Genomic DNA, 26,059 nt, shown 5'->3' on the forward strand with positions numbered 1-26,059 from the left:
TGGCGCCGGTAACCGGGCGCAGGAAGGCGGCGGCGGCCGCTTTCAAACATGTGTTTGAAATTACCCGCGAGAGAATGGAGAGTCAAGCGTTCGTTTGAAGAGGCGGAAAGGATCAAGGGGTCAAGGAGTCAAGGGACGCCTCCCCTTGCTCCTTGACCCCTTGTGGCTGGCCGAAGGCCTACTGCATGCGAATGCCGCCGTCGAGGCGGATCACCTCGCCGTTGAGCATGGGGTTGGTGATGATCTGCTCGGCCAGGCGGGCGTACTCGTCGGGCTTGCCGAGCCTTTTGGGGAACGGCACGGCGGCGGCCAGGGCCTGGGCGGCCTCGTCGGGGATCTCGCTCATCATCGGGGTCTCGAACACCCCGGGCGCGATGGCCATCACGCGCACGCCGTGGCGCGAGAGCTCCCGGGCCGCCGGCAGGCTCATGCCCACCACGCCGGCCTTGGAGGCGCTATAGGCGCACTGCCCCACCTGACCGTCCATGGCGGCGATGGAGGCGGTGTTGATGATCACCCCGCGCTCGCCATCCTCGCTAGGGGTGTTCTTGGCCATGGCCGCCGCGGCCAGGCGCATCACGTTGAAGGTGCCCACCAGGTTGATCTGGATGGTGCGGTTATAGGCCTCGAGGTCGGCGGGGTTGCCCTCGCGGTCGACCAGTTTGGCCACGCTGACCACGCCGGCGCAGTGCACTACTCCGGCCAGGCGCCCGTCGCCGAGGGCCACGGCGGCGGCTACCGCGGCCTGGATGTCGTCACCCGAGGTGACGTCGCCACGCACCGCCCGGGCGGCATCGCCCAGGCGCTCGGCGTGGGCGTCGACGGCATCGCTCAGGTCGCAGAGCACCACCCGGCCACCCGCGGCCACCAGGCGCTCGGCGGTGGCCGCCCCCAGCCCGGAGGCGGCGCCGGTAATCAGAAAGGTATTGTCCTTGACTTGCATGTTGGTTTCCTCGGGGGCGTCATTTGGCCGGGGTCTCATCGGCCTTCTCGGAGGCATCGGCGCGCAGCTTGAAGCGCTGGATCTTGCCGCTGGGGGTCTTGGGCAGCTCATCGACGAACTCGATCACCCGCGGGAAGGCGTGGGTGGAGAGGCGCTCGCGCACCTGCTTGCGGATCGCCTCGGCCAGCTCGTCGCTTGGCTCGAAGCCCTCGCGCAGCACCACGTAGGACTTGATGATCTCGCCGCGAATCTCGTCGGGCTGGCCCACGGCGGCGGATTCGGCCACCGCCGGGTGGGTCATCACGCTGTTCTCCACGTCGGTGGGGCCGACGCGATAGCCGGCGGTGGTGATGATGTCGTCGTCGCGGCCGGCGAACTGGAAGGTGCCGTCGTCGTTGCGAATCACCACGTCGCCGGTCAGGTAGTACCCCTCGGCGAAGGGGTGCTTCTCCTGCCAGGTGTAGCCGGGGAAGAAGAACGCCGGGGAGTTCGCGATATCCACCGCCAGCACCCCCGGCTCGCCGGCGGGCAGCTCGTTATACTCGGCGTCGAGAATCGCCAGGCGGTAGCCCGGCATGGGCACGCCCATGCCGCCGACGTGCTTGGGATGCGCCAGGGCATGGTGGTTGTTGCAGGTCATGCCGGTCTCGGTCTGGCCGTAGTGGTCCATGACCGGGCAGCCCAGGGAGCGCTCCACCCAGGTGACCACCTCGCTATTGAGCGGCTCGCCGGCGGAGCTCGCCGCGCGCAGCTCGAGGGTCTGGTGGGCGTCGTCGAACAGGCCCGAGGCCTTCATCAGCCGGTAGGCGGTGGGAGCGGCGGCGAAGTTGGTGATGCGGTGGCGCTGCATGAAGGCCATCGCGCCCTCGGCGGAGAAGCCCGCCTCGCAGAAGTGGGTGGTGACGCCCAGCAGCAGCGGACCGGCGATGGCGTAGTAGAGGCCGTAGGCCCAGCCCGGGTCGGCCATGTTCCAGAAGCGGTCGCTGTCGCGCAGGTCGACGGCCAGCTCCATGTAGAGGGCGAAGGCCGGCATGGCGGAGAGCGGCACCGCCACGCCCTTGGGCTTGCCCACGGTGCCGGAGGTGAACATCTGCAGGAAGGGCGCATCCCGACCCAGGCGCGGCGGCGTGGCCTCGATCGGCGAGTGGGCCAGGGCATCGGTCCAGTCGAGGTCGTCGCCATAGTCGGCGCTGGGCCCGCCCACGGCGAGCACCGGCGGGCACTGGGACAGGCCGTCGAACTTGAAGCGGTTGGCGTGATCGGTGATCACCAGGCGGGTGTCGGCGCGGCCCAGGCGGTAGTCCACGGCATCCGGGCCGAAGGCGGTGAACAGCGGCTGGTAGACGGCACCGATGCGCCAGGTCGCCAGGATGGCGACCAGAAGCTGCGGCGAGCGCGGCAGCATGCAGGCGATGCGGTCGCCCACGCCCAGGCCGCGCTCGGCCAGCCAGCCGGCGAGCCGGGCGCTCTCGGCCTCGAGCTCGGCATAGGTCAAAGTGTTGACGTTGCCCTGGGTGTCCTCCTGGACCAGCGCCAGCACCTCGCCCCGGCCGGCGCGCAGGTGGCGCCCGCAGCAGGACTCGAAGGCGTTGGCCTTGCCGTCCTGGTGGTCGTCGAGGCGAGCGATGACCTCATCGATGGAGAAACGCTCCAGATAGTCGCGGTAATCGGGCAGATGGGCGTGCGTGCTCATGGGCTGTCCTCGTGGAAGGTTTGTGGTTGTTATGGATTGCAGTTAACGTAAGCGTAAACCTATCAAGCGCTAGGTCCAAGCTAGCGAGTCGGACCGCACAGGGCAAGGGCAGAGAGCAGGAGAAACGACTAGACGTTGGTCGACCGTATTCAGTCGGCCGAACCGGAGCGGGTGATCATGGCCACCAGTTCATCGGCCAATTCGTCGGGGGTACGGGGGCCTTCCGGGTCATACCAGCGCACCGTCCAGTTGAGCGCGCCCATCACGAAGCGCGACACCAGGAAGCGGTCGCCGTGGATGAGTCCTTCGGCCAGGGCCGCATCGATCACCTGCTCCCACAGCGCCTCATAGGCGTCGCGCAGATGGCTCAGGTGAGCGCGGGCCTCGGGGTCGAGACGGCGCCAATCGTAGAGGGCGACCACATGGGCGCTGCGATCGGTGAGCAGGGTCTCGAGGTGGGCGCGGGCCATGGCATGCAACCGCGCCGAGGCGCTGCTGTCACAGCGAGCGAGGGCCTCCCGGGCGATGATCAGGGCGTTCTGGGTCCCCTCCTCGATCACCGCGGCCAGGATCTCCTGCTTGTCGCGGAAGTGATGGAACAGGCTGCCGGACTTGATGCCCATCTCCTGGGCCAGCATGCGCACCGTAGTGCGGTCGAAGCCCTCCTGGACGAACAGCTGGGCGGCCTGGCGGGTCAACTCCTTGCGGCGCGGTGACTCATTCATTACATTCATCGACGTTTACACTAGCGCTTGCTTGGTTGACCCTGAGAAGACCACAGCCCCGCCGGTGGGTCAACGCGGTGCGGGGCAGCCTGCAATCACGAGCAATACAACCGCGAAATTCATTCGCGAAATACAATCGCGAAATACAATGACAAGGCGGCTCCAGCGGGAACCGCACGCCACACCGGGAGAATCACCATGAGCCACTCCAGCGATATCGTCTTCCTCGCCGCCGCCCGCACCCCCATGGGCGGGATGCTCGGCAGCCTCGCCAGCCTGACCGCCCCGGAGCTGGGCGCGGTGGCCATCCGTGCCGCCATCGAACGCGCCGGCATCTCTGCCGACAGCATCGACGAGGGCGTCCTGGGCTGCGTGCTGCCCGGCGGGGTCAAGCAGGGCCCGGCCCGCCAGGCCATGCGCCAGGCCGGCATTCCCGATGCCATCGGCGCCACCACCATCAACAAGCTGTGCGGCTCGGGCATGAAGGCCACCATGCTGGCCCACGACCTGATCCGCGCCGGCAGCGGCGAGGTGATGCTGGCCGGCGGCATGGAGTCCATGTCCAACGCCCCCCATGTGCTGACCAAGGCACGCACCGGCTATCGCCTGGGCCACGGTGAGCTCAAGGACCACATGTTCCTGGATGGCCTGGAGGACGCCGAGACCGGCAAGCTGATGGGGGTCTTCGCCCAGGACGTCGCCACGGCCCGGGACTACAGCCGCGAGCGCCTGGACGACTTCGCCATCGCGTCGCTCGAACGTGCCATGGCGGCCACCGAGGCCGGCCACCTGGACGCCGAGATGGCGCCGGTCACCGTCACCGACCGCAAGGGCGAGACCGTCGTCAACCACGACGAGCAACCCTTCCAGGCCAAGCTGGACAAGATCCGCTCGCTGCGCCCCGCCTTCGCCAAGGAGGGCACCATCACCGCAGCCAACGCAAGCTCCATCTCCGATGGCGCCTCGGCGCTGATCCTGGCAAGCCAGGCGGCCGCCGAGCGCCTGGGTGCCAAGCCCCTGGCACGCATGCTCGGCCACAGCACCCACTCCCAGCACCCCAGCGAGTTCACCATCGCCCCGGTGGGCGCCATCGACAAGCTGCTGAAGAAGCTCGACTGGACGGTGGACGACGTCGACCTCTTCGAGATCAACGAGGCCTTCGCGGTGGTCACCCTGCTGGCCATGGACGGACTGGACATCCCCCACGACAAGGTCAACGTCTTCGGCGGCGCCTGTGCCCAGGGCCACCCCATCGGCTCCACCGGCTCGCGGATCATCGCCACCCTGATCCACGCCCTGCGCACCAAGGGCGGCAAGCGCGGCATCGCCAGCCTGTGCATCGGCGGCGGCGAGGCCACCGCGGTGGCCGTCGAACTGATCGACTGATGGAGGCCTTCACCCTCGAGACCCCGGCGGGCAGCATCCATGTCGCCCGCTGGCGTCCGGAAACGACCGAGGCGCTGCGCAGCCCCATCGTGCTGCTGCATGATTCACTGGGCTGCGTGGCGCTGTGGCGAACGTTCCCGGCGCTGCTCAGCCAGGTGACCGGCCGCGAGGTGATCGCCTATGACCGGCTGGGGTTCGGCCTCTCCGCGCCCTACCCCGGCAAGCTGCCCATGAGCTTTATCGCCGACGAGGCCCGCACCACCTTCGCCGCCCTGCGCGAGGAGCTGGGGCTCTCGGGGTTCGTGCTGCTCGGTCACAGCGTGGGTGGCGGGATGGCCATCGAGGCCGCCGGCCAGCACGCCGACGGCTGCGAGGCCCTGATCAGCGTGGCGGCCCAGGCCTTCATGGAGCCGCGCATCCTGGCCGGCATCCGCGAGGCGGACGCCGCCTTCCGCGACCCAGACCAGCTGGCGCGCCTGGCTCGCCACCATGGCGACAAGGCGCAGTGGGTGCTGCGCGCCTGGGTCGACACCTGGCAGACCGAGGCCTTCGCCGATTGGGACCTGGCCGCGGCGCTTTCCCGGGTGCACTGCCCGACCCTGGCAATCCACGGTGAACACGACGAGTTCGGCTCACCGGCCCAGGCCCGCTACATCGCCGAGCGCAGTACAGGTCCCGGTGAAGCACGGATCCTGCCCTGCGGCCATGTGCCCCATCGCGAGTGCCCCGAGCGGCTGATCGCCACCCTTCTTCCCTTCCTGACAACGCAGACGACGGCCTGACGCCGGAGCGTCCGCCCGACACAACCGGCACGGCGGAAGCCCCGCCTGCGCCGGTTGCCGGTTGCCGGTTGCCGGTTGCCGGTCGCCGGTCGCTGAGGGTCAGTCACTCCTCAGCGCGTCATCTCCACCACCAGGCGCCCGCGGATCCGGCCGGCCAGCAGGTCGTCGGCCGCCTCGACGGCTTCGTCGAGGGCGATGGTGCGGGTGATGGCATCGAGCTGCTCGGGGGCCAGCAGCTCGCCCAGCCGCCGCCAGGCCTCGAGGCGATCCTCGCGGGGGCGCATCACACTGTCGATCCCCGCCAGGGTCACGCCACGCAGGATAAAGGGCGCGACACTGGCCGGCAGGTCCATGCCCTGGGCCAGCCCGCAGGCCGTCACCGTACCGCCGTAGCGGGTCGCCGCGAGGACGTTGACCAGGGTGTGGCTGCCCACCGAGTCGACCGCCCCCGCCCAGCGCTCCTTGGCCAGCGGACGCCCCGGCTCGGACAGCTCCGCCCGGTCGATCACTTGCTCGGCCCCGAGCGCCTTGAGATAGTCCGTCTCCTCCAGGCGCCCGGTGGAGGCCACCACGCGATAGCCCAGCCGCGCGAGCAGCGCGATGGCGTAGCTGCCCACGCCGCCGTTGGCGCCGGTCACCAGCACCTCGCCCTGATCCGGGGTGACGCCCTGACGTTCCAGCGCCATGACCGAGAGCATGGCCGTGTAGCCGGCGGTACCGATGGCCATGGATTGCCGGGCCGTGAAAGCCGACGGATGGGGGATCAGCCAGCGACTGTCCAGGCGAGCCTTCTCGGCCAGGCCACCCCAGTGGGTCTCGCCCACGCCCCAGCCGTTGAGCAGCACCGTATCGCCCGGGGCATAGGCCTCGCTCGTGGACGCCTCCACCGTGCCGGCCAGATCGATCCCCGGCACCATGGGGAACTTGCGCACCACCGGGCCCTTGCCGGTGATGGCCAGGGCATCCTTGTAGTTGAGGGTGCTGCACTCGACCCTCACGGTGACATCGCCATCCGGCAGGCGCGACTCGTCCAGCGTCTCGAGCCCTACCTGCTGACCCTTGTCGTTCTTGTCGATCAGAATTGCCTTGAACATCATGCACCTTGCGTTGCAGAGCATTTATAGACCGGTCGTCTATAAAAAAGCCATGAAAGGCACCCATCTAGCGGGGCAGCCCTTCCATGTAAGTCGTGATAAACACCTCCAGGGGGCGCGGACCGGCTTCCAGCCGGGCGCGCATCACGGCCCCTTCCCAGCCGATCCAGAAGGCCTCGGCAAGCCTGTCGCAATCGGCGTCCTGGCTGAGGTCGCCGGTCGCCTGGGCCTCGCGCAGACAGCGAGCCAGTCGCTGCTGCCAGTCGGCGAGAGTCGCGCGCAGCCAGTCGCGATAACCCGCCGGCAGCCCCCCGGCCTCCTGTCCCAGGTTGCCCACCAGGCAGCCCCGGCGAAAATCGTGCCGGGCCATGCCCGCCCTGGCATCCTCGACGAAGGCTTCGATGCGCGCCAGCGGCGGTCGTGCGTCGTCGCTCAGGTAGCGCTCGAGCTTGGCGGCAAAATAAGCCCCATAGCGCTCCATCACCGCCCGTCCGAAGGCTTCCTTGCTGTCGAAATAGTAATAGAAGGAGCCCTTGGGCACGCCGACCCGCTTGAGGATGCCGTCGATGCCCGAGGCGATGAAGCCCTGCTCGGTCAGCACCTCGAGTCCGCTGCGGATCAGCGTGGCGCGGGTGTCGGGGTCATCTCGTGCCACCTTGGGGGGCCGGCCTCGGCGACGGGGCTTATGGGAGGTTGTCTGAGTCATGGGATCAATATAGACCAGTCGTCTACTTATTCCAAGCCGCCTCGTGCAAAGGGCAGGGGTTCTAGCCGGCACGCCCCGGCTCGGCGCAATGCCCCTGAGCGACATGGCAAGGTTGTGCGCGACGGGCCGCGCCAACGTCGCCTTGTGCAGGGAACGACATTGAGGATATATGATTTTTCATATATCGTAAGCCGCACAACAGCCTGATCCCCGCCCCAGCGCCTGTCTCGATGGAGACACCATGAACGTACTGTTTCTCTACACCGGCAACGCCTGCCGCTCCACCTACGCCGAGGCTCTGCAGCGGGCCCGTGAAGAGATCCACCGGCGCGCCTCCCGGGAAGAGGCAACACAAGGAGATACCGCGTGCCCCCCATCCCCTGGACGACCTGCCCAATATCGATCGCGAACGGTTCCGGGTACCGGACGGCGTGAGCCTGGGCATTCCCACCGCAGGCGAGCACGTCCCGCGCATCCTGCGTCTCTCTCTGACAGCATCGTCGACGTGATGGAGGAGCCGGTGAAGTTCACGCTGCTGGTGCGCGGCCGCAGCGAGGCGCTGACCGACCGCTACTCCGAACGCAAGGAGTCGGTCGAGCAGCTCTCCGCCCGGGTCAATCAGCGCGCCATCTGACAGGAGTCACATCATGACCGCACATCAGGAATCCCAGTCACCCAGCACCAGTGAAGGCATGGGGCTCTTCGAGCGCTTCCTCTCGGTCTGGGTGGCACTGGCCATCGTCGCCGGGGTGCTGCTCGGCCAGTTCGCCCCGGCGATCCCCGAGACGCTCTCGCGGTTCGAATACGCCCAGGTGTCGATCCCGGTGGCGATGCTGATCTGGGCGATGATCTTCCCGATGATGGCGCAGATCGACTTCACCGCCATCCTCGGCGTGCGCCGCCAGCCCAGGGGGCTGGTCATCACCACCACCGTGAACTGGCTGATCAAGCCCTTCACCATGTTCGCCATCGCCTGGTTCTTCCTGACGGTGGTATTCGCCCCCTTGATTCCTGCCGAACGCGCCAGCCAGTACCTGGCCGGGGCCATCCTGCTGGGCGCCGCCCCCTGCACGGCCATGGTCTTCGTGTGGAGCTACCTGACCCGCGGCGACGCCGCCTACACCCTGGTTCAGGTCGCCCTCAACGACCTGATCATGCTGTTCGCCTTCGCCCCCATCGTGGTCTTCCTGCTCGGCGTCTCCAACATCCAAGTGCCCTGGGACACGGTGGCGCTGTCGGTCTTCCTGTATATCGTCATCCCGCTCACCGCGGGGTATCTGACCCGGCGCATCCTGATCGCCCGCCGCGGCAGCGAGTGGTACGACAACGTCTTCATGAAGAAGGTGGGCCCGATCACTCCCGTCGGGCTGATCATCACCCTGGTGCTGCTGTTCGCCTTCCAGGGCGAGGTGATCCTCGAGGCGCCGCTGCATATCGTGCTGATCGCCATCCCGCTGATCCTCCAGACCTTCCTGATCTTCTTCATCGCCTACGGCTGGGCCAAGGCGTGGAAGGTGCCTCACAACGTGGCGGCCCCCGGGGCGATGATCGGCGCCAGCAACTTCTTCGAGCTGGCGGTGGCGGCCGCCATCGCCTTGTTCGGCCTGCAGTCGGGCGCGGCGCTGGCCACGGTGGTGGGCGTGCTGGTGGAGGTGCCGCTGATGCTCGCCCTGGTGCGCATCGCCAACAAGACCCGCCACCACTTCCCCGAGGCCGGGACGAAGGCCACGGCCGAGGCCCGGGGCTGAGCCATGGCCATCGAGGTCAGTGACCGCGCCCGGGAATGGCTGCGAAAGAAGGGCGGCGTGGCCACGGTACGACTGTCTCCCCGCCACGGCTGCTGTGGCGGCGGGGCCGACATCGCGGTGGCCGAGGCCAAGGCCCCGGATGCGCCGGCGTGCTATACATGCGTCGAGTTCGAGGGGCTGAGGCTCTACATCGACCCGACGCTGGTCGACCAGGGACTCAGGCTCGACGTCGAAGGCTTCCTGGGCCTCAGGCATCTCTTCGTGGACGGCGTACCGGTGTCGAGATAGCCCTCTCGCCGCTTGCGCCGCGGCGCCTTCCCGGTGAGGATCAAGGAATGACTGCAACCCTCCTGCGGCGCTTCCCGCTGCTGACCATCGTGCTGGCCCAGCTGTTCGGCACCTCGCTATGGTTCTCCGTCAACGGCGTGGGGCTCTCCCTCTCCCGCGACCTGGGATTCTCTGAGGCGGACCTCGGCCGACTGACCCTGACCGTGCAGGCCGGCTTCATCGCCGGCACCCTGTTCATCGCCACCACCGGGCTGGCCGACCGCTTCCGCGCCAGCCGCATCTTCGCCGCCGCCTGCCTGGCCGGCGCCCTGGCCAACGCCGGCTTCGTGCTGGTGGCGGACCAGTGGTCCCTGGCGATCATGTTGCGCCTGCTGACCGGACTCTGCCTGGCCGGCATCTACCCGCTGGGCATGAAGCTGGTGATCGGCTGGACGCCGAAGCACACCGGGGCGGCGCTGGCCTGGCTGGTGGGCATGCTGACCCTGGGCACCGCCCTGCCCCACCTGCTGCGCGGCGCCAGCCTGGGCCTGCCCTGGGAGTGGCCGCTGCTGGGGGCATCCTGCCTGGCCCTCGCCGGCGGCGCCCTGATCCTGGCCCTGGGCGATGGCCCACACCTGCCGTCCTCGAGCGGCAAGGCGCGCCTGCTCGACGGGCTGGCGGCGCTGCGCGAGGCGCGCTTCCGCGCCGTGGCCGGGGGCTACTTCGGCCACTGCTGGGAGCTCTACGCGCTGTGGACCCTCGCCCCCTTCCTGGTGGCCCGCGAGGTGGCCCGACTCGGTGCCCCGCCGGCCTGGATTCCCTGGCTGTCGTTTTCCGTCATCGCCCTGGGGCTGGCCGGCTGCGTCGGCGGCGGAACCCTGAGTCGCCGACTGGGCAGCCTGTGGGTGGCACGCCGGGCGCTGGCCGCCTCGGGGGGGATCTGCCTGGCCTACCCGCTGCTGACCTGGCTGCCGCCGGGGCTGCTGCTGAGCGTGCTGGCGCTGTGGGGGCTGACCGTGATCGCCGACTCGCCGCAGTTCTCGGCGCTGGCCGCGGCCAGCGCCCCGCGCGAGCGGATCGGGGCGACCCTGGCGGTGATGAATGCGGTGGGCTTCGCCCTGACCATCCCCGCCATCTCGCTCACCACCAGTCTGTGGGAGCTGCAGGGCGCCTGGGTGCTGTGGTGGCTGCTGCCGGGGCCGGTGCTGGGCCTGTGGGCGATGCACCGCCTGCCTGCCGAACGCCTCGAGCCGACGACGACGCGCACCATCAAGGATTGATGCCGGTCAGGGCGACGGCGCGACACACTGGGAAATATACGATTATGCATATATTCTGACGAAATACCTGTCGCCCCGCCACCATGAGGCCACCGATGTCGGATACCTCCTCCAGTCACGACGCTGCCCCTGCCCGCCTGCTGGCGCTGGCCCGGGAGAACCCCGACCAGGTCCGCTGGATCGGCGCTGTGGTGGGCATCTTCCTGCTGGTCTACTTCCTGCCCGCCGGCACGGCGCGCTTCGACAACGCCGTGCTGGAGGGCATCCGGCTGACCCACTGGTACGCCCAGGAGCACGTGATCCTCTGCCTGCTGCCGGCCTTCCTGATCGCCGGCGCCATGGCCGCCTACCTGAGCCAGGGCGCGGTGATGCGCTACCTGGGCCCGGCGGCACCCAAGCCGGTGGCCTTCGGCATGGCCTCGGTATCGGGGATGCTGCTGGCGGTCTGCTCCTGCACCGTGTTGCCGCTGTTCGGCGGCATCTACAAGCGCGGCGCGGGCCTGGGGCCGGCGGTGGCCTTCCTCTACTCGGGGCCGGCGATCAACGTCATGGCGGTGGTGGTCACCGCCAAGGTACTGGGCCTGGAACTGGGCCTGGCGCGGGCCATCGGCGCCATCGTCTTCGCGGTGGTGATCGGGGTGATCATGCACCTCATCTATCGTCGCGAGGAGCTGGCGCGCAGCCAGCAGAGTGCTCGCGGCTTCGCCATCGACGACGACGGCCGTCCGCTGGGCCAGGTAGCGGCCTTCTTCGGCCTGATGGTGGGCATCCTGGTATTCGCCAACTGGGCCGCCGCCGACAGCCCCACCTGGATGGTCATCCACGCCTGGAAGTGGCAGATCACCGCGGTGCTCGGCGGGCTCTTCGCCCTGCTGCTGATGCGCCGCTGGGGCTGGCCGCTGCGCCAGGTGGCGGTGCTGTCCGGCGCCGTGGCGCTGGCCGCCCTGCTGGTGCCCGGCATACCGGAGCTGGCCTTCGCCGTAGGCATCATCGGCATCATGCTGATCGCCACCCTGCGCGACGACGACCGCGAGTGGGCCGAGCAGAGCTGGGACTTCACCAAGCAGATCATGCCGTTGCTGCTGGCCGGGGTGTTCGTGGCCGGGCTGCTGCTGGGGCGTCCCGGCGAGGAGGGGCTGATCCCCTCCGAGTGGGTGGTGATGGCGGTGGGCGACAATGGCTTCCAGTCCACCTTCCTGGCCTCGCTGCTGGGTGGCTTCATGTACTTCTCAACCCTCACCGAGGTGCCCATCGTCCAGGGCCTGATCGGCAACGGCATGGGCAAGGGCCCGGCCCTGGCCCTGCTGCTCGCAGGCCCCGCCCTGTCGCTGCCCAACATGCTGGTCATCCGCACCATCATGGGCACCCAGAAGACCCTCATCTACTGCACGCTGGTGGTGGTCATGGCGACGATTACCGGCTACCTCTACGGCCAGCTATGGCCCTGACTCCCGTCATTCCGGAACACCGCCATTCCAACAGGAGAGCACCATGAAACTGAGCATCTACGGCAAGGGCTGCAAGAAGTGCGAGCAGCTGACCGCCAACGCCCAGCAGGCCGCCGAGGCCCTGGGCCTCACGGTCGAGATCGAGAAGGTCACCGACATGAACGCCATCATCGACAAGGGAGTGATGCGCACCCCGGCACTCGGGGTCGACGGCGAGGTGGTGCTCGAGGGCAAGGTGGCCAGCGCCGAGGAACTCGAGACGCTGCTCAAGGGCTAGGCCTGAGGCCTTTCTCGGGTCGAGCGGCCTCAAATCGGTCAGTCTCGACCCGATTTGCCGCAATACGAGTTTCCTCAACCCGATCATCTCAACACGCTTTTCCTTAACACAGCGCCGCCCGTCGTTCTGGGCGGTTGCCCATGCTCACCAGACGCACCTGCAGCGCCGCGACGCCCGCCGCCTGCCCCTCGGCTGCGGCCTCCAGGGCCGCCGTCGCCCAGGCGGGCAGCGACGGCGCCAGGCCGTAGTAGACCCACTGCCCCTCGCGCCGATCGTTGAGCAGCCCGCAATTGCGAAGCTGGGCGAGATGGCGCGAGACCTTGGGCTGGGAGGCCTCCAGGGCGTGGGTCATCTCGCAGACACACAGCTCCCCCTCGCGCAGGATCAGCAGGGTAAGCATCAGACGCGTCTCGTCACTCAGGCATTTGAACAGGCGCAGCGGGTCCAGCGTCATCTGGGGTTCCTTGATCGAGGCTCTTAACCATTCTACGCCACGACCCGGGCCAAGTTCAGGCCCGGGCGCCCAAGGGAACTGCGACTCACAACACCGCTCAAGGCTTTCCCGGCGACAGGCCTCCGAGGGGGCGCTGTGAACCCCTCCCTGGGCGCTACCGATGCCATCCATGGCATAGGACCCCCTCTACGACCTGTTCCCGGCGCCTTTCGCTATCGCAGCTTGTCTAGTTGCTATTGTCCAACCGGGCTTCTCGCGGCAGGGCCAGGGCCATCAGGGCACTGGCCGCCACCAGGGCGGCGGAGATCCACAGGCAGGCGGCAAGCCCGTACACCTGGTAGACCCAACCCGACAGCAGCGTGCCCAGCAGGCGGCCCATGGCGTTGGCCATGTAATAGAAGCCCACGTCCATGGAGACCCCATCGGCGCGGGCATAGTGGACGATCAGGTAGCTGTGCCAGCTGGAGTTGACGGCGAACAGCACGCCGAAGGCCAGCAGACCCGCCACCAGCCAGCCCACCTCGGCCAGGGGCAAGAAGGCCAGCAGCGCCGGCAGGCCGGCAAGCGCCAGGGCCCAGAAGGCGGTAATGCCCCGCGCCCCGCCCTTGACCAGGCCGGTGAGACGCGGCGCCTGGGTCTGCACGCCGCCGTAGCCGATCACCCAGATCGCCAGCAGGCCGCCCACCGTCCAGTGGCTCCAGCCATGCTGGTCGTAGAGGAACACCGGCAGGGCCACCACGAACCACACGTCCCGGGAGGCGAACAGGCAGAGCCGCGCCGCCGAGAGCACGTTAATCACCTTTGAGGAGGAGAACACCTCGCTGAACTTCGGCTTGCGCTTCTGGCGGCCCAGGTCGGCCTTGAGGCGCACGAGCGACATGACCAGCACGACGGCGAGCATCGATGCCATGACCAGCATGGCGCCGCGAAAGCCGATCAGCGTCAGCAGCACACCCCCGAGGAAGAAGCCCGCACCCTTCAGCGCGTTCTTCGAGCCGGTGAGGATCGCCACCCAGCGGTAGAGGGCGCTGCCGGCGCTGGCGCTGTCCTTGGGCACCAGCACCTTGACCGCGCTCTTGGCGCTCATCTTGTTGAGGTCCTTGGCGATGCCCGAGAGTGCCTGGGCGGCCATCACCCAGGGCACGCTGAGCGCCGCGGCCGGCACCATCAGCATGGCCAGCGCCAGGATCTGCAACGCCAGGCCGGCGTTCATGGTGCGATTGAGCCCCAGGCGTGCGCCCAGCCAGCCCCCCACCAGGTTGGTGACCACGCCGAAGGCCTCGTAGAAGAGGAACAGCATGGCCACTTCCAATGGCGTGTAGCCCAGTTGGTGGAAGTGCAGCACCACCAGCATGCGCAGGGCGCCGTCGGTCAGCGTGAAGGCCCAGTAGTTGCCGGTGATCAGCAGGTACTGGCGCACCTCGAAGGGCAGCGCCTTGACGCGTGAAGCAAGCGATTCAGCCACGTCCCACCCGCTCGTTCCCGACCTTCAGGGCCAGCTCGGCGGTGCGGTTGGCGTAGCCCCACTCGTTGTCGTACCAGGCGTAGAGCTTGAGCTGGGTGCCGTTGATGACCATGGTCGAGAGCGCATCGATGATCGAGCTGCGCGGGTCGGTGCGGTAGTCGATGGAGACCAGCGGGCGCTCTTCATAGCCCAGGATGCCGGCGAGCTCGCCTTCAGCTGCCTGCTTCAGTGCCCCATTAACTTCCTCCACCGTCACCTCGCGCTCGAGTTCGAAGACCATGTCGGTGAGCGAGGCGTTGGCCAGCGGCACACGGATGGCATGGCCATTCAGCTTGCCCGCAAGCTCCGGGAAGATGGCGGTGATCGCCTTGGCCGACCCCGTGGTGGTGGGGATCAGGCTCATGCCGCAGGCCCGCGCGCGCCTGAGATCCTTGTGGGGAGCGTCGAGGATGACCTGGGTGTTGGTGATATCGTGCACCGTGGTCATGGAGCCGTGGCGGATGCCCCAGGTCTCGTGGACCACCTTGACCACCGGTGCCAGGCAGTTGGTGGTGCAGCTCGCCGCGGTGACGATGCGATGGACGTCGGCGTCGTAGGCGTCATCGTTGACACCCACCACCACGTTGAGCACGCCCTCCTCCTTGACCGGCGCGCTGACCACCACCCGCTCGACGCCCTGGTCGAGGTAGGCCTGAAGCTTGGCTTGCGTCTTCATCTTGCCGGAGCACTCGATGGCGACCCGGCAGTTGGACCAGTCGCTCTCTTCCAGCGTCTTGTTGGCACTGAAGGCGATACGACGGCCGTCGATCAGGATGGCGTCATCCTCGGCCTGGATGCCCTGCCCCGGGCTCCAGTGGCCGTGCACCGAGTCGAACTCGACCAGGTGGGCGAAGGTGGCCGCGTCGCCGCCGGGGTCGTTGATGCGCACCAGTTCCACCTCGCCGGCCGCGACGCGGGGCCACAGGCTGCGTAGCACCAAGCGTCCCATGCGCCCGAATCCGTTGATGCCGATACGAAGTGTCATACTGCTCTCCAGTGAAATTCTCGTGTGAAACTCTCGTGTGCTATCCGTCGCCTGGCTCGCGGCTCAGTTCCGGGCATCCCGCGCCTTGATCTGTAGCCACAGCGAGAGGCGTCGACGAATCTCCTGCAGCGCCTGCTCATAGGCATCCTCGCGGCCGATCAGGCGCGGGTCGCGAATGTCCCAGTAGAGGTGCTCATCGCTGCTCCCCTGCCAATCACGACATGCCTGCTGGGCCTTGTCGCAGAGCACGATCACCGCTGCGAAATGCTCGCCGACGAAATCATCCAGCGACTTGCTGGCCAGCCCCTCGGTGGAGATCCCCTGCTTCTTCAGGGCCGCCAGGGTCATGGCATGGGGCTGGTCCGGCTCGCTGCCGGCACTGAAGGCCTCGAAGTGATCGCCGGCGAGGTGGCGCAGCAGGGCCTCGCCCATCAGCGAACGGGCGGAATTGGCGTTGCACAGGAAGAGCACGCGCTGCTTGTCCATGGGATGTGGCTCCTGACGACATATGGAATTTCATATATAACGCCGCCGGATGTCAATCCCGTGACAACCTTCGATCCGACGACCACCGTTTACGACGACGGGGAGGCCAAGGCCTCCCCGTCGTGATGTCCACTGGCGACATGCGATCAGCCGTAACGGCCGGTGATGTAGTCCTCGGCCTTCTTGGTGGCCGGGTTGGCGAACATCGTCTTGGTGTCGTTGTACTCGATGATCTCGCCCAGGTGGAAGAAGGCGGTGTAGTCCGCCACCCGCGCGGCCTGCTGCATGTTATGGGTCACGGTGATGATGGTGAACTGCTCCTTCAGGCGGTCCATCAGGTCCTCGATGGTCGCCGTGGAGATCGGGTCCAGCGCCGAGGTGGGCTCGTCCATCAGGATGACGTCGGGCTGCACGGCGATGGCGCGGGCGATGCACAGACGCTGCTGCTGGCCGCCGGAGAGCGAGGTACCGGGCTGGTGCAGCTTGTCCTTGACCTCCTCCCACAGGCCTGCATCGCGCAGCGCCTTCTCCACCAGCTCGTCCTGCTCCGGCTTGCGGCTCACCAGGTCGTGCATGCGCGGGGCGTAGGCGATGTTCTCGTAGATCGACTTGGGGAAGGGATTGGGCTTCTGGAACACCATGCCCACCCGGCGGCGCAGGGCCACCTCGTCCATCTTGGTCTGGTTGACGTCATGGCCGTCCATCTCCACCAGTCCCTCGACACGCACGCTGGGAATCAGGTCGTTCATGCGGTTGAGGCAGCGCAGGAAGGTCGACTTGCCGCAGCCCGAGGGGCCGATCAGCGCGGTGACGTTCTTCTGGAAGAGGTCGATGTTGAGCCCCTTGAGTGCCTGGCTCTCGCCGTACCACAGCTTGAGGTCACGCACGCGAATGCTCAGGTCATGGCAGGCGGCCTCATTGCGCGTGTGGGGCTGACCCACCTCGGGCGCGGCACCGAGAGTCTGACGGGGAGCGGCTTGCATATTCATAGCGGATTCCTCTTGGGCGTGCCGGGTCTACCAGCGACGCTCGAATTTCTTGCGCAGGATGACGGCGGAGGCATTCAGGAAGATCAGGATGGCCAGCAGCACCAGGATGCCACCCGCGGTCTTCTCGACGAAGGCCTTCTCCGGCTCGCCCGCCCAGGTGAATATCTGTGCCGGCAGCACGGTGGCCGCCTCGGTGAAGGAGGCGCCCACATCCGGTATGAAGGCCACCATGCCGACGATGATCAGCGGTGCGGTCTCGCCCATGGCCTGGGCCAGGCCGATGATCGAGCCGGTCATGATGCCCGGCATGGCCAGCGGCAGCACGTGGTCACGCACCACCTGCCAGCGCGAGCAGCCCACCCCGAAGGCGGCGTGGCGGATGGAGTCCGGCACGCTGCGCAGTGCGGTACGGGTGGCGATGATGATCACCGGCAGGGTCATCAGCGCCAGGGTCATGCCACCGACCAGGGGGGTGGAGCGGGGCACCCCGAAGAAATTGATGAAGATCGCCAGCCCCAGCAGGCCGAACAGGATCGAGGGAATCGCCGCCAGGTTGTTGATATTGATCTCGATCAGCTGGGTCAGGCGATTGTCGGGGGCGAACTCCTCCAGATAGACGGCGGTCATCACCCCGATGGGGAAGGAGATGGCCAGGGTCACCAGCATGGTCATCACCGTCCCCATCACGGCCGAGAGAATCCCCGAGGCTTCCGGCATCTTGGAGTCGCCGGTGGTGAAGAAGTTGGTGTTGAACTTGAGCGCCGCACGACCCTGCTCGACCAGGGCATCGACGGTGGCCTGCTGGTCATCGCTCAGCTTGTGCCGATGCCCTTTCAGATACTGGTCCACCTCGCTGTCGGCGAGTACCCAGCGGGTCTCGGTGGTGCCCAGCAGTTCGGGGTTCTCGCGCAGCTCCACCGGTATCAGGCGTTCGAAGGTACGGCTCACCAGGCGCGACTCGTCCGGATCCAGGGCGGCGCGCCCCATCCGCTGGGCGTCCTCGTTGTAGTCGATCTCCACCTGGATCTGCGCCTGCTGGAAGGCCGGCAGGCCCTTGACCAGCATGTCGGCGAAGAACAGCACCAGGAACAGGCCGGCCAGGCCCAGCGCCCCCATGGAGATCCACTTCAGCCGCGCGGAGCGACGATGGCGGCGCTTCAGCTGGGCACTGATGTCGTCGAAGGTATGACTCATCTCGGCGATTCCTCGGTGTTAGAGGTTGTTGACGCGGTACTTCTCGCGGAAGCGACGGATCATCAGCACCGACACCAGGTTAAGGCTCAGGGTGACGGCGAACAGCACCAGGCCCAGCGCGAAGGCGGAGAGGGTCTCGGCACTCTCGAACTCCAGGTCACCGGTCAGTGCGGCGACGATGCGCACCGTCACCGTGGTCATGTCCTCGAACGGGTTGGCGGTGAGGTTGGGCCGCATGCCCGCCGCCATCACCACGATCATGGTCTCACCCAGCGCCCGCGACACCGCCAGCAGCGAGGCGGAGATGATCCCCGGCAGCGCCGCCGGAATGACCACGTCGCGAATGGTCTCGCCCTTGGTCATGCCCAGCGCCAGCGAGCCCTGACGCATGCTGTCGGGTACCGCATTGATCACGTCGTCGGAGAGCGAGGAGATGAAGGGGATGATCATGATGCCCATCACCACCCCCGGCGCCACGGCGTTGTTGTAGGCGGCATCGATGCCCAGGAAGCCGGCCAGGTCGACGATCAGCGGCGCCACGGTGATGGCGGCGAAGAAGCCGTAGACCACGGTGGGAATGCCGGCCAGCACCTCGAGGGTCGGCTTGGCCAGGGTACGCACCCTGGATGGGGCGAACTCCGCCATGTAGATGGCCGAGAGCAGGCCCACGGGGATCGCCACCAGCATGGCGATGGCGGTGATCATGAAGGTGCCGGCGAACAGCGGCACGGAACCGAACTGGGCGCCGGTGGCACCCGCTTCGGCGCGCCCGGCGGCGGCCAGGAAGCTGGCGCCCGGGTTCCACACCGTGCCGGTGATGAAGTCCCAGAAGCTGTGCATCTTGAAGAAGCGCAGCGCCTCGAAGATGATCGAGAAGAGGATACCGAAGGTGGTGAAGATCGAGATCATTGCCGCGGCGACCAGCACCCAGCGAATCACCCGCTCGATGGCCTGGCGGGCGTGAAAGTCGGGCTTCACCTGGCTGACCCCGACCAGCAGGCCGATGGCGGCGATCACCAGGCTGCCGGCCAGCAGATAGAGGGTCGGGATCTCGGCGCCCAGCAGCAACATCAGGAAGGCCCCGATGGCGCCCACGGTGATCGCCGGGCCGGCGGTGGCCAGCACGGCGAACCAGGCATACTGGTCGGGCTGGGCATACATGGCCGTGCCGCTGGCGCGCACTCGCGCGGCCTTGGCACGACCCAGGAAGAAGGCTATCAGACCCAGCAGCAGCAGGACGCCGCTGAACATGGCGAGGAGTTGGTTGGTCTGCATAGGTCTCTCTCGGTGAATGACGGTGACAGCGTGCCTGTCGCAACGTGAGACGGCCGGCAGCCGAGGGCTGCCGGCCGGTTCAGGCATCCCTGCCCGTGGTCTTCCTTACAGGTCGGAGACCTGCAGCTCGGCCCGCTCAGCCACCTTCTCACGCGTCTGCTCGCGCTCGGCTTCCGGCAGCGGAATCAGACCCAGGTCACCCAGGTAACCCCCCTCGCCGATCATGGTCTCGGAGACGAACATGTCGACATACTCATACAGCGGTGCCACCTCGTCGGCGTGCTGGTTCTTCACGTAGAACCACAGTGAGCGCGCGATCGGATAGTCGCCGGCGCTGATCGCCTCGGGCTCGGCCTCGACGCCATCGATGGCCGCGGCAATCAGGGTGTTGGGGTTCTCGACCAGGAAAGAGTAGCCGAAGATGCCGAAGGCGTCGGTGTCTTCGCTGAGGCGCTGGACGATCAGGTTGTCGTTCTCACCGGCATCGATGTAGGCGCCATCGGCACGAATCTCGGTATAGGCCTCGCCGCCGTAGGCTTCCATCTCCTCGGAGGGCACTTCCATGACGAGCTCTTCGAAGGCGTCACGGGTGCCGGAGGTGCTGGGCGGCCCATAGATGGAGATCTCGCGATCCGGCAGGGAGGCGTCGATGTCGCTCCACTTCTGGTAGGGGTTGTCGACCAGCTCGCCCTCCACCGGCACCTTGGCGGCCACGGCCAGGAACAGCTGCTCGAGGGTCAGGTCGACCGCCTCGTTCTCGCTGGACTGGGCGAAGACGATGCCGTCGGAGCCGATCTTGACCTCGGTGACGTCGGTCACGCCGTTCTCGATGCAGCGCTCCAGCTCTGAGACCTTGATGCGACGCGACGCATTGGTGATGTCCGGGGTACCCTCGCCCACACCATTACAGAACAGGCGCAGGCCGCCACCGGAACCGGTGGACTCGATGACCGGCGTCGGGTTGCCGGTCACCGCGCCGAACTCCTCGGTCACGTAGCTGGCGAACGGGTAGACGGTGCTGGAACCGACGATGCGGATCTGGTCACGGGCGTGGGCCACGGTGGCCACACCCATGACGGCGGCGGCAATGGCAGTGGTCTTGAGGATGCGATTCATGGAGCGATCTCCTGATGGGGACAGTGTGCAACCTGCGCGAGTCATACCTTGCCCCACCTAGATGACAGCTTCATGACAGTGCTGTCTTGCCGGCAGGGAGCACGATGTACTCGGCACGAGGCACACCCTGCCCCAGAGAGATGACAGCAACGTGACATCGGTCCGTTACGGTCGCGAGAAGGCCCCGTTCAGAGCAGCAGCCCCAGCGCCGCCAGGGTACAGAGCGAAAGCGACGCCCCCTGCAACAGCCGCCGATCGAGACGGTGAGCGACCCGACTGGCCAGCCAGCTGCCGGCCAGCACCCCGGGAGCGAAGCTCAGCGCCATGCCGAAATGCCAGGCGTGGATCAGCCCCGCCGGCGCCAGGGTCAGCAGCGTCATCAGCGCCGTGACGACGAAGAAGGCCGAGAGGGTGCCGCGCAGGCGGTCCGGCGAGAAGCCGTGCAGCAGCAGCACCATGGGCGGCCCACTCAGCGCGGCCACGGTACCCAGGATCCCCGAGACGATGCCCGCCCCGAGCAGGGTGAGGCGGTTGACCGGCAGGCGGAAGCGGAACAGGGTCACCGCCACCGCGAACAGCACGCTGCCGGCGATCAAGGTTTCCAGCACCGCCATGGGGGCGACGAGCAGCAGCCATAGCCCCAGGGCGTTGCCGGGAATCCGCCCGATCAGGGCCATGCCGACCTCGGCCAGGCGCACCTCGCGCCAGTAGTGGCGCAGGGTGGTCAGCGCCACCGTGAAGCCGAACAGCACCAGGATCACCGGCACCAGCCGCGGCTCAAGCATCAGCAGCAGCGGCGCCCCCACCACCGCCAGGCCGAAGCCCGTGGCACGCTGCACGAAGGCGCCCAGCGCCAGCACCGCGGCACAGCCTAGCCAGACCCCGAGGCTCATGTCGGCCCAGGCCAGCAGCCCCTCAGGCATCGCCGGCACGGCCGGAGAGCACGCGGATCGCCAGGTTGGCCAGCAGCGTGGCACCCAGCATGGTGCCGACCATGGGCCAGGCGCTGTCGATCTCGAAGGCGCCGACCATGACCCCGGCCAGGGCGCCGCAGGAGAACTGGATACTGCCCTGCAGGGCCGCCGCGGTGGCACTCATGTGCGGGAAGCGGTCGAGCAGCGAGGTGATGGCGTTGGGCGCCACCAGGCCGATCGTGCCGGCGAACAGCATGATCAGCGGCACCATGGTGACAAGCGACTCCAGCCCGCTGGCCACCATGAAGGTCAGTCCGAGGCCGGCGCTCAGCTGGATCCCCAGCCCCAGGCGCAGGTTCTGCAGGGGCGTTCGCCACCTCAGCAGGCGGATATTGAGGCGATTGGCGGCCACCATGACCACCACGTTGACGCCGAACACCAGCGGATAGAGCGACGGCGTCAGGCCGAAGTGCTCGAGGTAGAGAAAGGGCGAGGCGGTGACGAAGGCGAACAGCCCGGCGAACGACATCGAGGCGGCGGCGATGAAGCCCATGGCGTGACGGTCTCGCAGCACGCTCACGTAGTTGGCCAGCACCGTGGCCAGGGTGGCCGCGGAATGGCCGGGGGGCCGTGTCTCCGGCAACTTGGTACCCAGCAGCCACATCAGGAAACCTGCGTAGACGGCCAGGAACACGAAGATCAGCCACCAGTCGGCAAGATAGAGCAGCCCGCTGCCCACCACCGGCGCCACCAGCGGCGCCATCAGCATGATGATCGCCATGGTCGACATCACCTTGGCGGCCTCGCTGCCCTTGAAGCAGTCACGCACGATGGCCGCCGAGTTGACCACCGTGGCACCACCGCCCAGCGCCTGCACGAAGCGCCAGCTCAGCAGTTCACCCAGCGAGCCCACCGTGGTGATCGCCAGGCTGGCCAGCAGGAAGACCACCAGCCCGCCCAGCAGCACCGGCCTGCGGCCGACCCGGTCGGAGACCGGGCCGAACACCAGCTGCCCCAGGGCGAAACCGGCCAGGAAGGTGGAGAGCGACAACTCGGTATGGTGGATGCTGGCGCCCACGTCCTCCGCCAGGGCGGCCATGGCCGGCAGGTAGGCATCGATGGCGAAGGGGGCCAGCGCGGTATTGGCCGCAACCAGCAGCGCCAGACGGCGGGCGGTGAGCGTCAAGGCGACTCCTTGCGAGCAGATGAAAGGCTTGGATAGGCTGCAAAGGATACCCGAATATACGCACGCCTGCCGGGAGCTGTTCGCCCCCCGGCCGGCTTGCTAGAGTGGGAAGCCGATTCACGGAGGAGCCCATCATGGCCGACGACCTGCTATCACAACTCAAGGAAATGACCACGGTGGTCGCCGACACCGGCGACATCGATGCCATTCGCCGCTTCCAGCCCACCGATGCCACCACCAACCCCTCGCTGATCCTGCAGGCGGCCCAGCAGGAGGCACGCCGCAGTCGCCTGGCCGAGATCGCGCGCTCGGCGACCGATCTCGACGATGCCCTGGACGCCGTGGCGGTGGAGATCGGCAGCGAGATCAGCGGGCTGGTGCCGGGCTATGTCTCCACCGAGGTGAGCGCACGCCTCTCCTTCGATACCGACGCCACCCTGGCCCGGGCCCACTCGCTGATCGAGCGCTACGCCCGCCACGGCGTGGGTCCCGAGCGCATCCTGATCAAGGTCGCCGCCACCTGGGAGGGCATCCGCGCCGCCCGCCGACTGGAGCGCGAGGGCATCCACACCAACCTCACCCTGCTGTTCAGCTTCGCCCAGGCCCAGGCCTGCGCGGATGCCGGCGTCACCCTGATCTCGCCCTTCGTGGGGCGCATCCTCGACTGGCACAAGGCCCAGCAGCCGGAGGCCGACTTCAGCGGCGACAACGACCCGGGCGTGCGCTCGGTGAAGCACATCTACGAGCACTACAAGGGCCACGGCTACCAGACCGTCGTGATGGGGGCCAGCTTCCGCAACAGCGGCGAGATCAAGGCACTCGCCGGCTGCGACCGCCTGACCATCTCCCCTGCCCTGCTCGCGGAACTCGCCGAGACCCGCGGCCATCTCGAGCGACGGCTGACGCCCCAGGACGCCGAGACCCGCCCGCCTGAGCCGCTGGACGAGGCGGAGTTCCGCTGGGCGTTCAACGAGGACGCCATGGCCACCGAGAAGCTGGCCGAGGGCATTCGCAAGTTCATGGCCGATCAGCGCAAGCTGGAGAGCCTGCTGGGGGAGCTGAGAAAAGGCTAGGGCAAAGGGGCCCGGGAAAGTTGTCGCACCGCCTGCTGGCACCGAGGGGCATGCTGCCCGGCCCCACTAGCCATCACTGCTGGTGGGAGGAGCCCTCCTCCTGGGCCTCGAGCATCTCGACGAGGGGCTGGAACTCCTCGCGGTTATGCTCGTTCATGCGCATCAGGATGCGATGCGCCTCGAGGATGCGCCGGCGGGTCTCGTCGACGTCGGTGGGAATCTCGGGCAGGTCACAGAGCTCGCAGGTCTCGGTGATGGGTGACTCCACCATGGTGAAATAGCGCGCAAACCCCATCACGTCCAGCATGCGCTGGACATCGGGATTGTCGGCGACGATGGTGGGCCGCTCGGACAGACGCCCCTGTACCGCCATGGCCACCTTGGCCAGGAAACCCAGGGCGGTGGAGTCCACGTTGCTGGTGTCACGCAGGTCGATGATCAGCGTCTCGAGACCGGGTGTCTTCGCCAGCTGCTGGGCCTGGCGGTCCAGGGTGGCGCAGAGAGTGAGCCGCACGTCGCCGCACAGCTTGAGGACGAATACGCCGGCATCGAATGCCGCCTTGATGCGTCCTTCATGAATCAGCATGGCCAAATCCGCTCAACATCATGATCGTCAGGTCGTCGGGCAAGGCTTCATCACCCGGCGTGAGGTCTAGGGCCAGATTGGCCCGCAGGTCCGCCAGCGTCGCACTGGCCTGAATCTGCTGCTCGAGTTCCCTGAGCCGCGAGTCGAGCGTATCGCCCGGCAGGCACTCCAATACTCCATCCGAACACAGCCACAAGTGGAAGTTCTCGGGTAGCGAGCAGCCCAGTGTCGGGTACTCGGCGCCCGGAAAGAGCCCCACCGGCATGCCTTCGCCGGCCAGTGTGGTCACCTTGCCATTCACCACCAGCAAGGGCATGGGCAGCTGCGCGCCCAGCGAATAGTGCAGATAGCGACGCTCCAGGTCAATGATACCCACGAACAGGGTGGCGTGCTTGCCAATGCCGGTATCCAGCAGCTCACGGTTGAGATCCGACAGCCAGCGGGCCGGCAGCGCCTCGGGCTGCGTGCCGTCCCACTCGGTCTGCCAGCGATTCGCCAGGTACTTGAGCAGCACCGTGACGAAGGCCGAGGAGGCCCCGTGGCCCGAGACATCGGCGAAATAGAACAGCAGGTAGCGCTCGTCGAGCAGGTGGAAGTCGAGGAAGTCGCCCGACAGGTAGAGATAGGGGGCGAACCAGTAGTCGCAGCTCACCCCGCCCAGGGTCTGGGGCCTGAGCGGCAGCATCTTGCGCTGGATCTGGCCACCGGCCTGCTGGTCCAGGCGCAGCATCGCCAGGTGGGTCTCGAGTGTTTCGTTGAGCTCCTCCAGGCGGGCCTGGTCCCGGCGGCGCGCCTCCTCCAGGGCGCGCAGGCGGATCACCTTGCGGATCATGCGCCGCAGCAGCTGGCCGTGCCGGCAGGGCTCGACGATGTAGTCCACCAGCCCCGCATCCACCGCCGAGAGCAGGTCGGGGGCATCGCGGGTATCACTGACCACCAGGGTCGGCAGGTGCTCGCAGAGCGTCGGCCAGTCGGTGGCCGGCACCGCCCTGACATGGGCCACGGCCAGGTCGACGCCGGTCGGCAACTCCTCGGCACGACTCACCGCCACCACCGCCAGACCGTCCCGGGCGATGGTCTCGGCCAACGCATCGCGGGCCGGGCCCGGCTCGTCGATCACGCCGATCAGCTGCTTGGGACGGTCCATGGTCAGGCCTCAGTCGGCAAAAGCGTCATCGAAGTCGGCGTCGTCAAAGTCGAACTCATCACTGGCGAAGGGGTCGTCGCCCAGCTCACCGTCGCTGACCTCGAAGCGGCGCTGCTGCAGCCAGGCGTCGCGGATGAAGCTGTAGCGATCGCCCTGGATCAGCGCCTCCTGGTCGAGCAGCCCCGCACGCTTATCCACGATACGCAGTGCCGTCAGCGCCAGGCTGGTCTCGTCATCGTCGACGTAGGTGGTCGGATAGGCGTACATGTCCGCGGGCAGGCCGCCGGTATCGCGCAGGGTGCTCGGTCCCAGCAGCGGCAGCACCAGGTAGCGGGATTCCTCCCAGCCCCAGGCGCCCAGGGTCTGGCCGAAGTCTTCCTCGTCGCCGGTGATCTCCATGCGCGTGGCCACGTCCCAGAGCCCGCCGACCCCCACCGTGGTGTTGATGATGAAACGCGAGGTGGCGATGCTGGCATTGCGCACCTTGCCCTGCAGCAGGCTGTTGAGGACGGTACGCGGCTCACCCAGGTTGGAGAAGAAGTTGCCCACACCGGTCTCCACCGGATCCGGCGTGACGAAGCGGTAGCCCCGCGCCACCGGCTTCAGGGCGTAGCGGTCAAGCACGTCGTTGAAGGCGAACACCTTGCGGTTGAAGCCCTCCCAGGGGTCCTCGGGGCGTGGCTCCCGGTCGACTCCACCACTCGCGCAGCCGGCCAGCAAGGCCGTCATGGCCAGCACCGTCACACCGCCCGCCGTCCGCGCTTCCCGTGCCTTATGTTGTCGCATCGTCATCTCCCTGGA

Annotated in this window: 26 protein-coding genes and 1 pseudogene; 9 read left to right on the forward strand and 18 right to left on the reverse strand. The window is 67.4% G+C overall.

The window, feature by feature from the left end; all coding sequences use genetic code 11:
- Positions 1-178 precede the first annotated feature (178 nt).
- The 3 genes from RAN53_RS03205 to RAN53_RS03215 form a co-directional block, all read right to left on the reverse strand.
- Positions 179-943, reverse strand: a complete 765-nt coding sequence (locus RAN53_RS03205) for an SDR family NAD(P)-dependent oxidoreductase (RefSeq protein ID WP_305795370.1) — start codon at positions 941-943, stop codon at positions 179-181.
- A gap of 19 nt (positions 944-962) precedes the next feature.
- Complete coding sequence (locus RAN53_RS03210; protein ID WP_305795371.1) at positions 963-2,636, reverse strand: AMP-binding protein; 1,674 nt, start codon at positions 2,634-2,636, stop codon at positions 963-965.
- Positions 2,637-2,785: 149 nt separating this feature from the next.
- The gene (locus RAN53_RS03215) at positions 2,786-3,361 is read right to left on the reverse strand and encodes a TetR/AcrR family transcriptional regulator (protein ID WP_305795372.1); all 576 of its coding nucleotides are present in this window, start codon (positions 3,359-3,361) and stop codon (positions 2,786-2,788) included.
- Between the two features lie 198 nt (positions 3,362-3,559).
- Between RAN53_RS03215 and RAN53_RS03220 the strand changes: the two genes are divergently transcribed.
- Positions 3,560-4,747, forward strand: a complete 1,188-nt coding sequence (locus RAN53_RS03220; RefSeq protein ID WP_305795373.1) for an acetyl-CoA C-acyltransferase — start codon at positions 3,560-3,562, stop codon at positions 4,745-4,747.
- Positions 4,747-5,529 carry an alpha/beta fold hydrolase gene (locus RAN53_RS03225; protein WP_305795374.1) on the forward strand — a complete coding sequence of 261 codons (783 nt, stop codon included), beginning with the start codon at positions 4,747-4,749 and terminating at the stop codon, positions 5,527-5,529. Before RAN53_RS03220 ends, RAN53_RS03225 begins: the two co-directional genes overlap by 1 nt.
- 110 nt (positions 5,530-5,639) lie before the next feature.
- On the opposite strand, the gene RAN53_RS03230 is transcribed toward RAN53_RS03225, so the two are convergent.
- Positions 5,640-6,623, reverse strand: a complete 984-nt coding sequence (locus RAN53_RS03230) for an MDR family oxidoreductase (protein ID WP_305795375.1) — start codon at positions 6,621-6,623, stop codon at positions 5,640-5,642.
- A gap of 67 nt (positions 6,624-6,690) precedes the next feature.
- The gene (locus RAN53_RS03235) at positions 6,691-7,278 is read right to left on the reverse strand and encodes a TetR/AcrR family transcriptional regulator (protein WP_305795376.1); all 588 of its coding nucleotides are present in this window, start codon (positions 7,276-7,278) and stop codon (positions 6,691-6,693) included.
- A gap of 541 nt (positions 7,279-7,819) precedes the next feature.
- Between RAN53_RS03235 and RAN53_RS03240 the strand changes: the two are divergent.
- The 6 genes and pseudogenes from RAN53_RS03240 to RAN53_RS03265 all read left to right on the forward strand — a co-directional run.
- Positions 7,820-7,963 (forward strand): annotated as a pseudogene (locus tag RAN53_RS03240) (arsenical resistance protein ArsH); the annotation flags it as partial.
- 13 nt (positions 7,964-7,976) lie between these two features.
- Entirely contained in the window at positions 7,977-9,077 is a 1,101-nt protein-coding gene (gene arsB, locus RAN53_RS03245; protein WP_305795377.1) for an ACR3 family arsenite efflux transporter, read from the forward strand.
- A gap of 3 nt (positions 9,078-9,080) precedes the next feature.
- Positions 9,081-9,365: a CC/Se motif family (seleno)protein gene (locus RAN53_RS03250; RefSeq protein ID WP_305795378.1), complete on the forward strand. Its 285-nt coding sequence runs from the start codon at positions 9,081-9,083 to the stop codon at positions 9,363-9,365.
- Between the two features lie 47 nt (positions 9,366-9,412).
- Positions 9,413-10,624 carry an MFS transporter gene (locus tag RAN53_RS03255; RefSeq protein WP_305795379.1) on the forward strand — a complete coding sequence of 404 codons (1,212 nt, stop codon included), beginning with the start codon at positions 9,413-9,415 and terminating at the stop codon, positions 10,622-10,624.
- Between the two features lie 95 nt (positions 10,625-10,719).
- The gene (locus tag RAN53_RS03260) at positions 10,720-12,072 is read left to right on the forward strand and encodes a permease (protein WP_305795380.1); all 1,353 of its coding nucleotides are present in this window, start codon (positions 10,720-10,722) and stop codon (positions 12,070-12,072) included.
- Positions 12,073-12,115: 43 nt separating this feature from the next.
- Complete coding sequence (locus RAN53_RS03265) at positions 12,116-12,349, forward strand: thioredoxin family protein (RefSeq protein ID WP_305795381.1); 234 nt, start codon at positions 12,116-12,118, stop codon at positions 12,347-12,349.
- Between the two features lie 103 nt (positions 12,350-12,452).
- Here RAN53_RS03265 and RAN53_RS03270 read toward each other — a convergent pair whose 3' ends face one another.
- From RAN53_RS03270 to RAN53_RS03315, 10 genes are all read right to left on the reverse strand, one after another.
- Entirely contained in the window at positions 12,453-12,803 is a 351-nt protein-coding gene (locus RAN53_RS03270; protein ID WP_305795382.1) for a metalloregulator ArsR/SmtB family transcription factor, read from the reverse strand.
- 226 nt (positions 12,804-13,029) lie between these two features.
- Positions 13,030-14,268 (reverse strand): organoarsenical effux MFS transporter ArsJ, encoded by a 1,239-nt coding sequence (gene arsJ, locus RAN53_RS03275; protein ID WP_305795383.1) that lies wholly within the window; start codon positions 14,266-14,268, stop codon positions 13,030-13,032.
- Entirely contained in the window at positions 14,261-15,292 is a 1,032-nt protein-coding gene (locus RAN53_RS03280) for an ArsJ-associated glyceraldehyde-3-phosphate dehydrogenase (RefSeq protein WP_305795384.1), read from the reverse strand. Before RAN53_RS03280 ends, arsJ begins: the two co-directional genes overlap by 8 nt.
- A 63-nt stretch (positions 15,293-15,355) precedes the next feature.
- Positions 15,356-15,778 carry an arsenate reductase ArsC gene (locus RAN53_RS03285; protein ID WP_305795385.1) on the reverse strand — a complete coding sequence of 141 codons (423 nt, stop codon included), beginning with the start codon at positions 15,776-15,778 and terminating at the stop codon, positions 15,356-15,358.
- 146 nt (positions 15,779-15,924) lie between these two features.
- On the reverse strand, positions 15,925-16,761 hold the full coding sequence (gene pstB / locus RAN53_RS03290) for a phosphate ABC transporter ATP-binding protein PstB (protein WP_305795457.1): 837 nt from the start codon (positions 16,759-16,761) through the stop codon (positions 15,925-15,927).
- A 33-nt stretch (positions 16,762-16,794) separates the two neighbouring features.
- Positions 16,795-17,961, reverse strand: a complete 1,167-nt coding sequence (gene pstA, locus RAN53_RS03295) for a phosphate ABC transporter permease PstA (RefSeq protein WP_305795386.1) — start codon at positions 17,959-17,961, stop codon at positions 16,795-16,797.
- A gap of 18 nt (positions 17,962-17,979) precedes the next feature.
- A complete protein-coding gene (gene pstC / locus RAN53_RS03300; protein ID WP_305795387.1) occupies positions 17,980-19,236 on the reverse strand; it encodes a phosphate ABC transporter permease subunit PstC in 1,257 nt (418 codons plus the stop codon).
- A 105-nt stretch (positions 19,237-19,341) separates the two neighbouring features.
- A complete protein-coding gene (locus RAN53_RS03305; RefSeq protein WP_305795388.1) occupies positions 19,342-20,352 on the reverse strand; it encodes a substrate-binding domain-containing protein in 1,011 nt (336 codons plus the stop codon).
- A gap of 188 nt (positions 20,353-20,540) precedes the next feature.
- Positions 20,541-21,275: a sulfite exporter TauE/SafE family protein gene (locus tag RAN53_RS03310; protein ID WP_305795389.1), complete on the reverse strand. Its 735-nt coding sequence runs from the start codon at positions 21,273-21,275 to the stop codon at positions 20,541-20,543.
- Positions 21,268-22,452 carry a Bcr/CflA family multidrug efflux MFS transporter gene (locus tag RAN53_RS03315; protein ID WP_305795390.1) on the reverse strand — a complete coding sequence of 395 codons (1,185 nt, stop codon included), beginning with the start codon at positions 22,450-22,452 and terminating at the stop codon, positions 21,268-21,270. Before RAN53_RS03315 ends, RAN53_RS03310 begins: the two co-directional genes overlap by 8 nt.
- Before the next feature lie 134 nt (positions 22,453-22,586).
- On the opposite strand from RAN53_RS03315, the gene tal reads away from it, so the two are divergent.
- The gene (gene tal / locus RAN53_RS03320; protein ID WP_305795391.1) at positions 22,587-23,525 is read left to right on the forward strand and encodes a transaldolase; all 939 of its coding nucleotides are present in this window, start codon (positions 22,587-22,589) and stop codon (positions 23,523-23,525) included.
- A 73-nt stretch (positions 23,526-23,598) separates the two neighbouring features.
- On the opposite strand, the gene RAN53_RS03325 is transcribed toward tal, so the two are convergent.
- The 3 genes from RAN53_RS03325 to RAN53_RS03335 are packed head-to-tail and all read right to left on the reverse strand — an operon-like array spanning position 23,599 to position 26,044.
- Positions 23,599-24,111: an STAS domain-containing protein gene (locus RAN53_RS03325; RefSeq protein ID WP_305795392.1), complete on the reverse strand. Its 513-nt coding sequence runs from the start codon at positions 24,109-24,111 to the stop codon at positions 23,599-23,601.
- Positions 24,098-25,258: a PP2C family protein-serine/threonine phosphatase gene (locus RAN53_RS03330; protein ID WP_305795393.1), complete on the reverse strand. Its 1,161-nt coding sequence runs from the start codon at positions 25,256-25,258 to the stop codon at positions 24,098-24,100. The genes RAN53_RS03325 and RAN53_RS03330 overlap by 14 nt, the downstream gene beginning before the upstream one ends.
- A gap of 9 nt (positions 25,259-25,267) precedes the next feature.
- On the reverse strand, positions 25,268-26,044 hold the full coding sequence (locus RAN53_RS03335) for a VacJ family lipoprotein (RefSeq protein WP_305795394.1): 777 nt from the start codon (positions 26,042-26,044) through the stop codon (positions 25,268-25,270).
- Between the last annotated feature and the right edge of the window lie 15 nt (positions 26,045-26,059).

Origin of the sequence: Halomonas sp. SSL-5 (genome assembly GCF_030708455.1) — a bacterium.
Classification (GTDB): domain Bacteria; phylum Pseudomonadota; class Gammaproteobacteria; order Pseudomonadales; family Halomonadaceae; genus Halomonas.

What these genes read in the sequence shown, in the direction of transcription:
- pstC (WP_305795387.1), bottom strand. Translation starts at nt 19,236, where the DNA reads ATGCAGACCAACCAACTCCTCGCCATGTTCAGCGGCGTCCTGCTGCTG.
- RAN53_RS03280 (WP_305795384.1), bottom strand. Translation starts at nt 15,292, where the DNA reads ATGACACTTCGTATCGGCATCAACGGATTCGGGCGCATGGGACGCTTG.
- RAN53_RS03230 (WP_305795375.1), bottom strand. Translation starts at nt 6,623, where the DNA reads ATGTTCAAGGCAATTCTGATCGACAAGAACGACAAGGGTCAGCAGGTA.
- RAN53_RS03225 (WP_305795374.1), top strand. Translation starts at nt 4,747, where the DNA reads ATGGAGGCCTTCACCCTCGAGACCCCGGCGGGCAGCATCCATGTCGCC.
- RAN53_RS03210 (WP_305795371.1), bottom strand. Translation starts at nt 2,636, where the DNA reads ATGAGCACGCACGCCCATCTGCCCGATTACCGCGACTATCTGGAGCGT.
- pstB (WP_305795457.1), bottom strand. Translation starts at nt 16,761, where the DNA reads ATGCAAGCCGCTCCCCGTCAGACTCTCGGTGCCGCGCCCGAGGTGGGT.
- RAN53_RS03215 (WP_305795372.1), bottom strand. Translation starts at nt 3,361, where the DNA reads ATGAATGAGTCACCGCGCCGCAAGGAGTTGACCCGCCAGGCCGCCCAG.
- RAN53_RS03205 (WP_305795370.1), bottom strand. Translation starts at nt 943, where the DNA reads ATGCAAGTCAAGGACAATACCTTTCTGATTACCGGCGCCGCCTCCGGG.
- RAN53_RS03220 (WP_305795373.1), top strand. Translation starts at nt 3,560, where the DNA reads ATGAGCCACTCCAGCGATATCGTCTTCCTCGCCGCCGCCCGCACCCCC.
- pstA (WP_305795386.1), bottom strand. Translation starts at nt 17,961, where the DNA reads ATGAGTCATACCTTCGACGACATCAGTGCCCAGCTGAAGCGCCGCCAT.
- RAN53_RS03265 (WP_305795381.1), top strand. Translation starts at nt 12,116, where the DNA reads ATGAAACTGAGCATCTACGGCAAGGGCTGCAAGAAGTGCGAGCAGCTG.
- RAN53_RS03250 (WP_305795378.1), top strand. Translation starts at nt 9,081, where the DNA reads ATGGCCATCGAGGTCAGTGACCGCGCCCGGGAATGGCTGCGAAAGAAG.
- RAN53_RS03260 (WP_305795380.1), top strand. Translation starts at nt 10,720, where the DNA reads ATGTCGGATACCTCCTCCAGTCACGACGCTGCCCCTGCCCGCCTGCTG.
- RAN53_RS03310 (WP_305795389.1), bottom strand. Translation starts at nt 21,275, where the DNA reads ATGCCTGAGGGGCTGCTGGCCTGGGCCGACATGAGCCTCGGGGTCTGG.
- RAN53_RS03330 (WP_305795393.1), bottom strand. Translation starts at nt 25,258, where the DNA reads ATGGACCGTCCCAAGCAGCTGATCGGCGTGATCGACGAGCCGGGCCCG.
- tal (WP_305795391.1), top strand. Translation starts at nt 22,587, where the DNA reads ATGGCCGACGACCTGCTATCACAACTCAAGGAAATGACCACGGTGGTC.
- RAN53_RS03270 (WP_305795382.1), bottom strand. Translation starts at nt 12,803, where the DNA reads ATGACGCTGGACCCGCTGCGCCTGTTCAAATGCCTGAGTGACGAGACG.
- RAN53_RS03255 (WP_305795379.1), top strand. Translation starts at nt 9,413, where the DNA reads ATGACTGCAACCCTCCTGCGGCGCTTCCCGCTGCTGACCATCGTGCTG.
- RAN53_RS03335 (WP_305795394.1), bottom strand. Translation starts at nt 26,044, where the DNA reads ATGCGACAACATAAGGCACGGGAAGCGCGGACGGCGGGCGGTGTGACG.
- arsB (WP_305795377.1), top strand. Translation starts at nt 7,977, where the DNA reads ATGACCGCACATCAGGAATCCCAGTCACCCAGCACCAGTGAAGGCATG.
- RAN53_RS03305 (WP_305795388.1), bottom strand. Translation starts at nt 20,352, where the DNA reads ATGAATCGCATCCTCAAGACCACTGCCATTGCCGCCGCCGTCATGGGT.
- RAN53_RS03325 (WP_305795392.1), bottom strand. Translation starts at nt 24,111, where the DNA reads ATGCTGATTCATGAAGGACGCATCAAGGCGGCATTCGATGCCGGCGTA.
- RAN53_RS03285 (WP_305795385.1), bottom strand. Translation starts at nt 15,778, where the DNA reads ATGGACAAGCAGCGCGTGCTCTTCCTGTGCAACGCCAATTCCGCCCGT.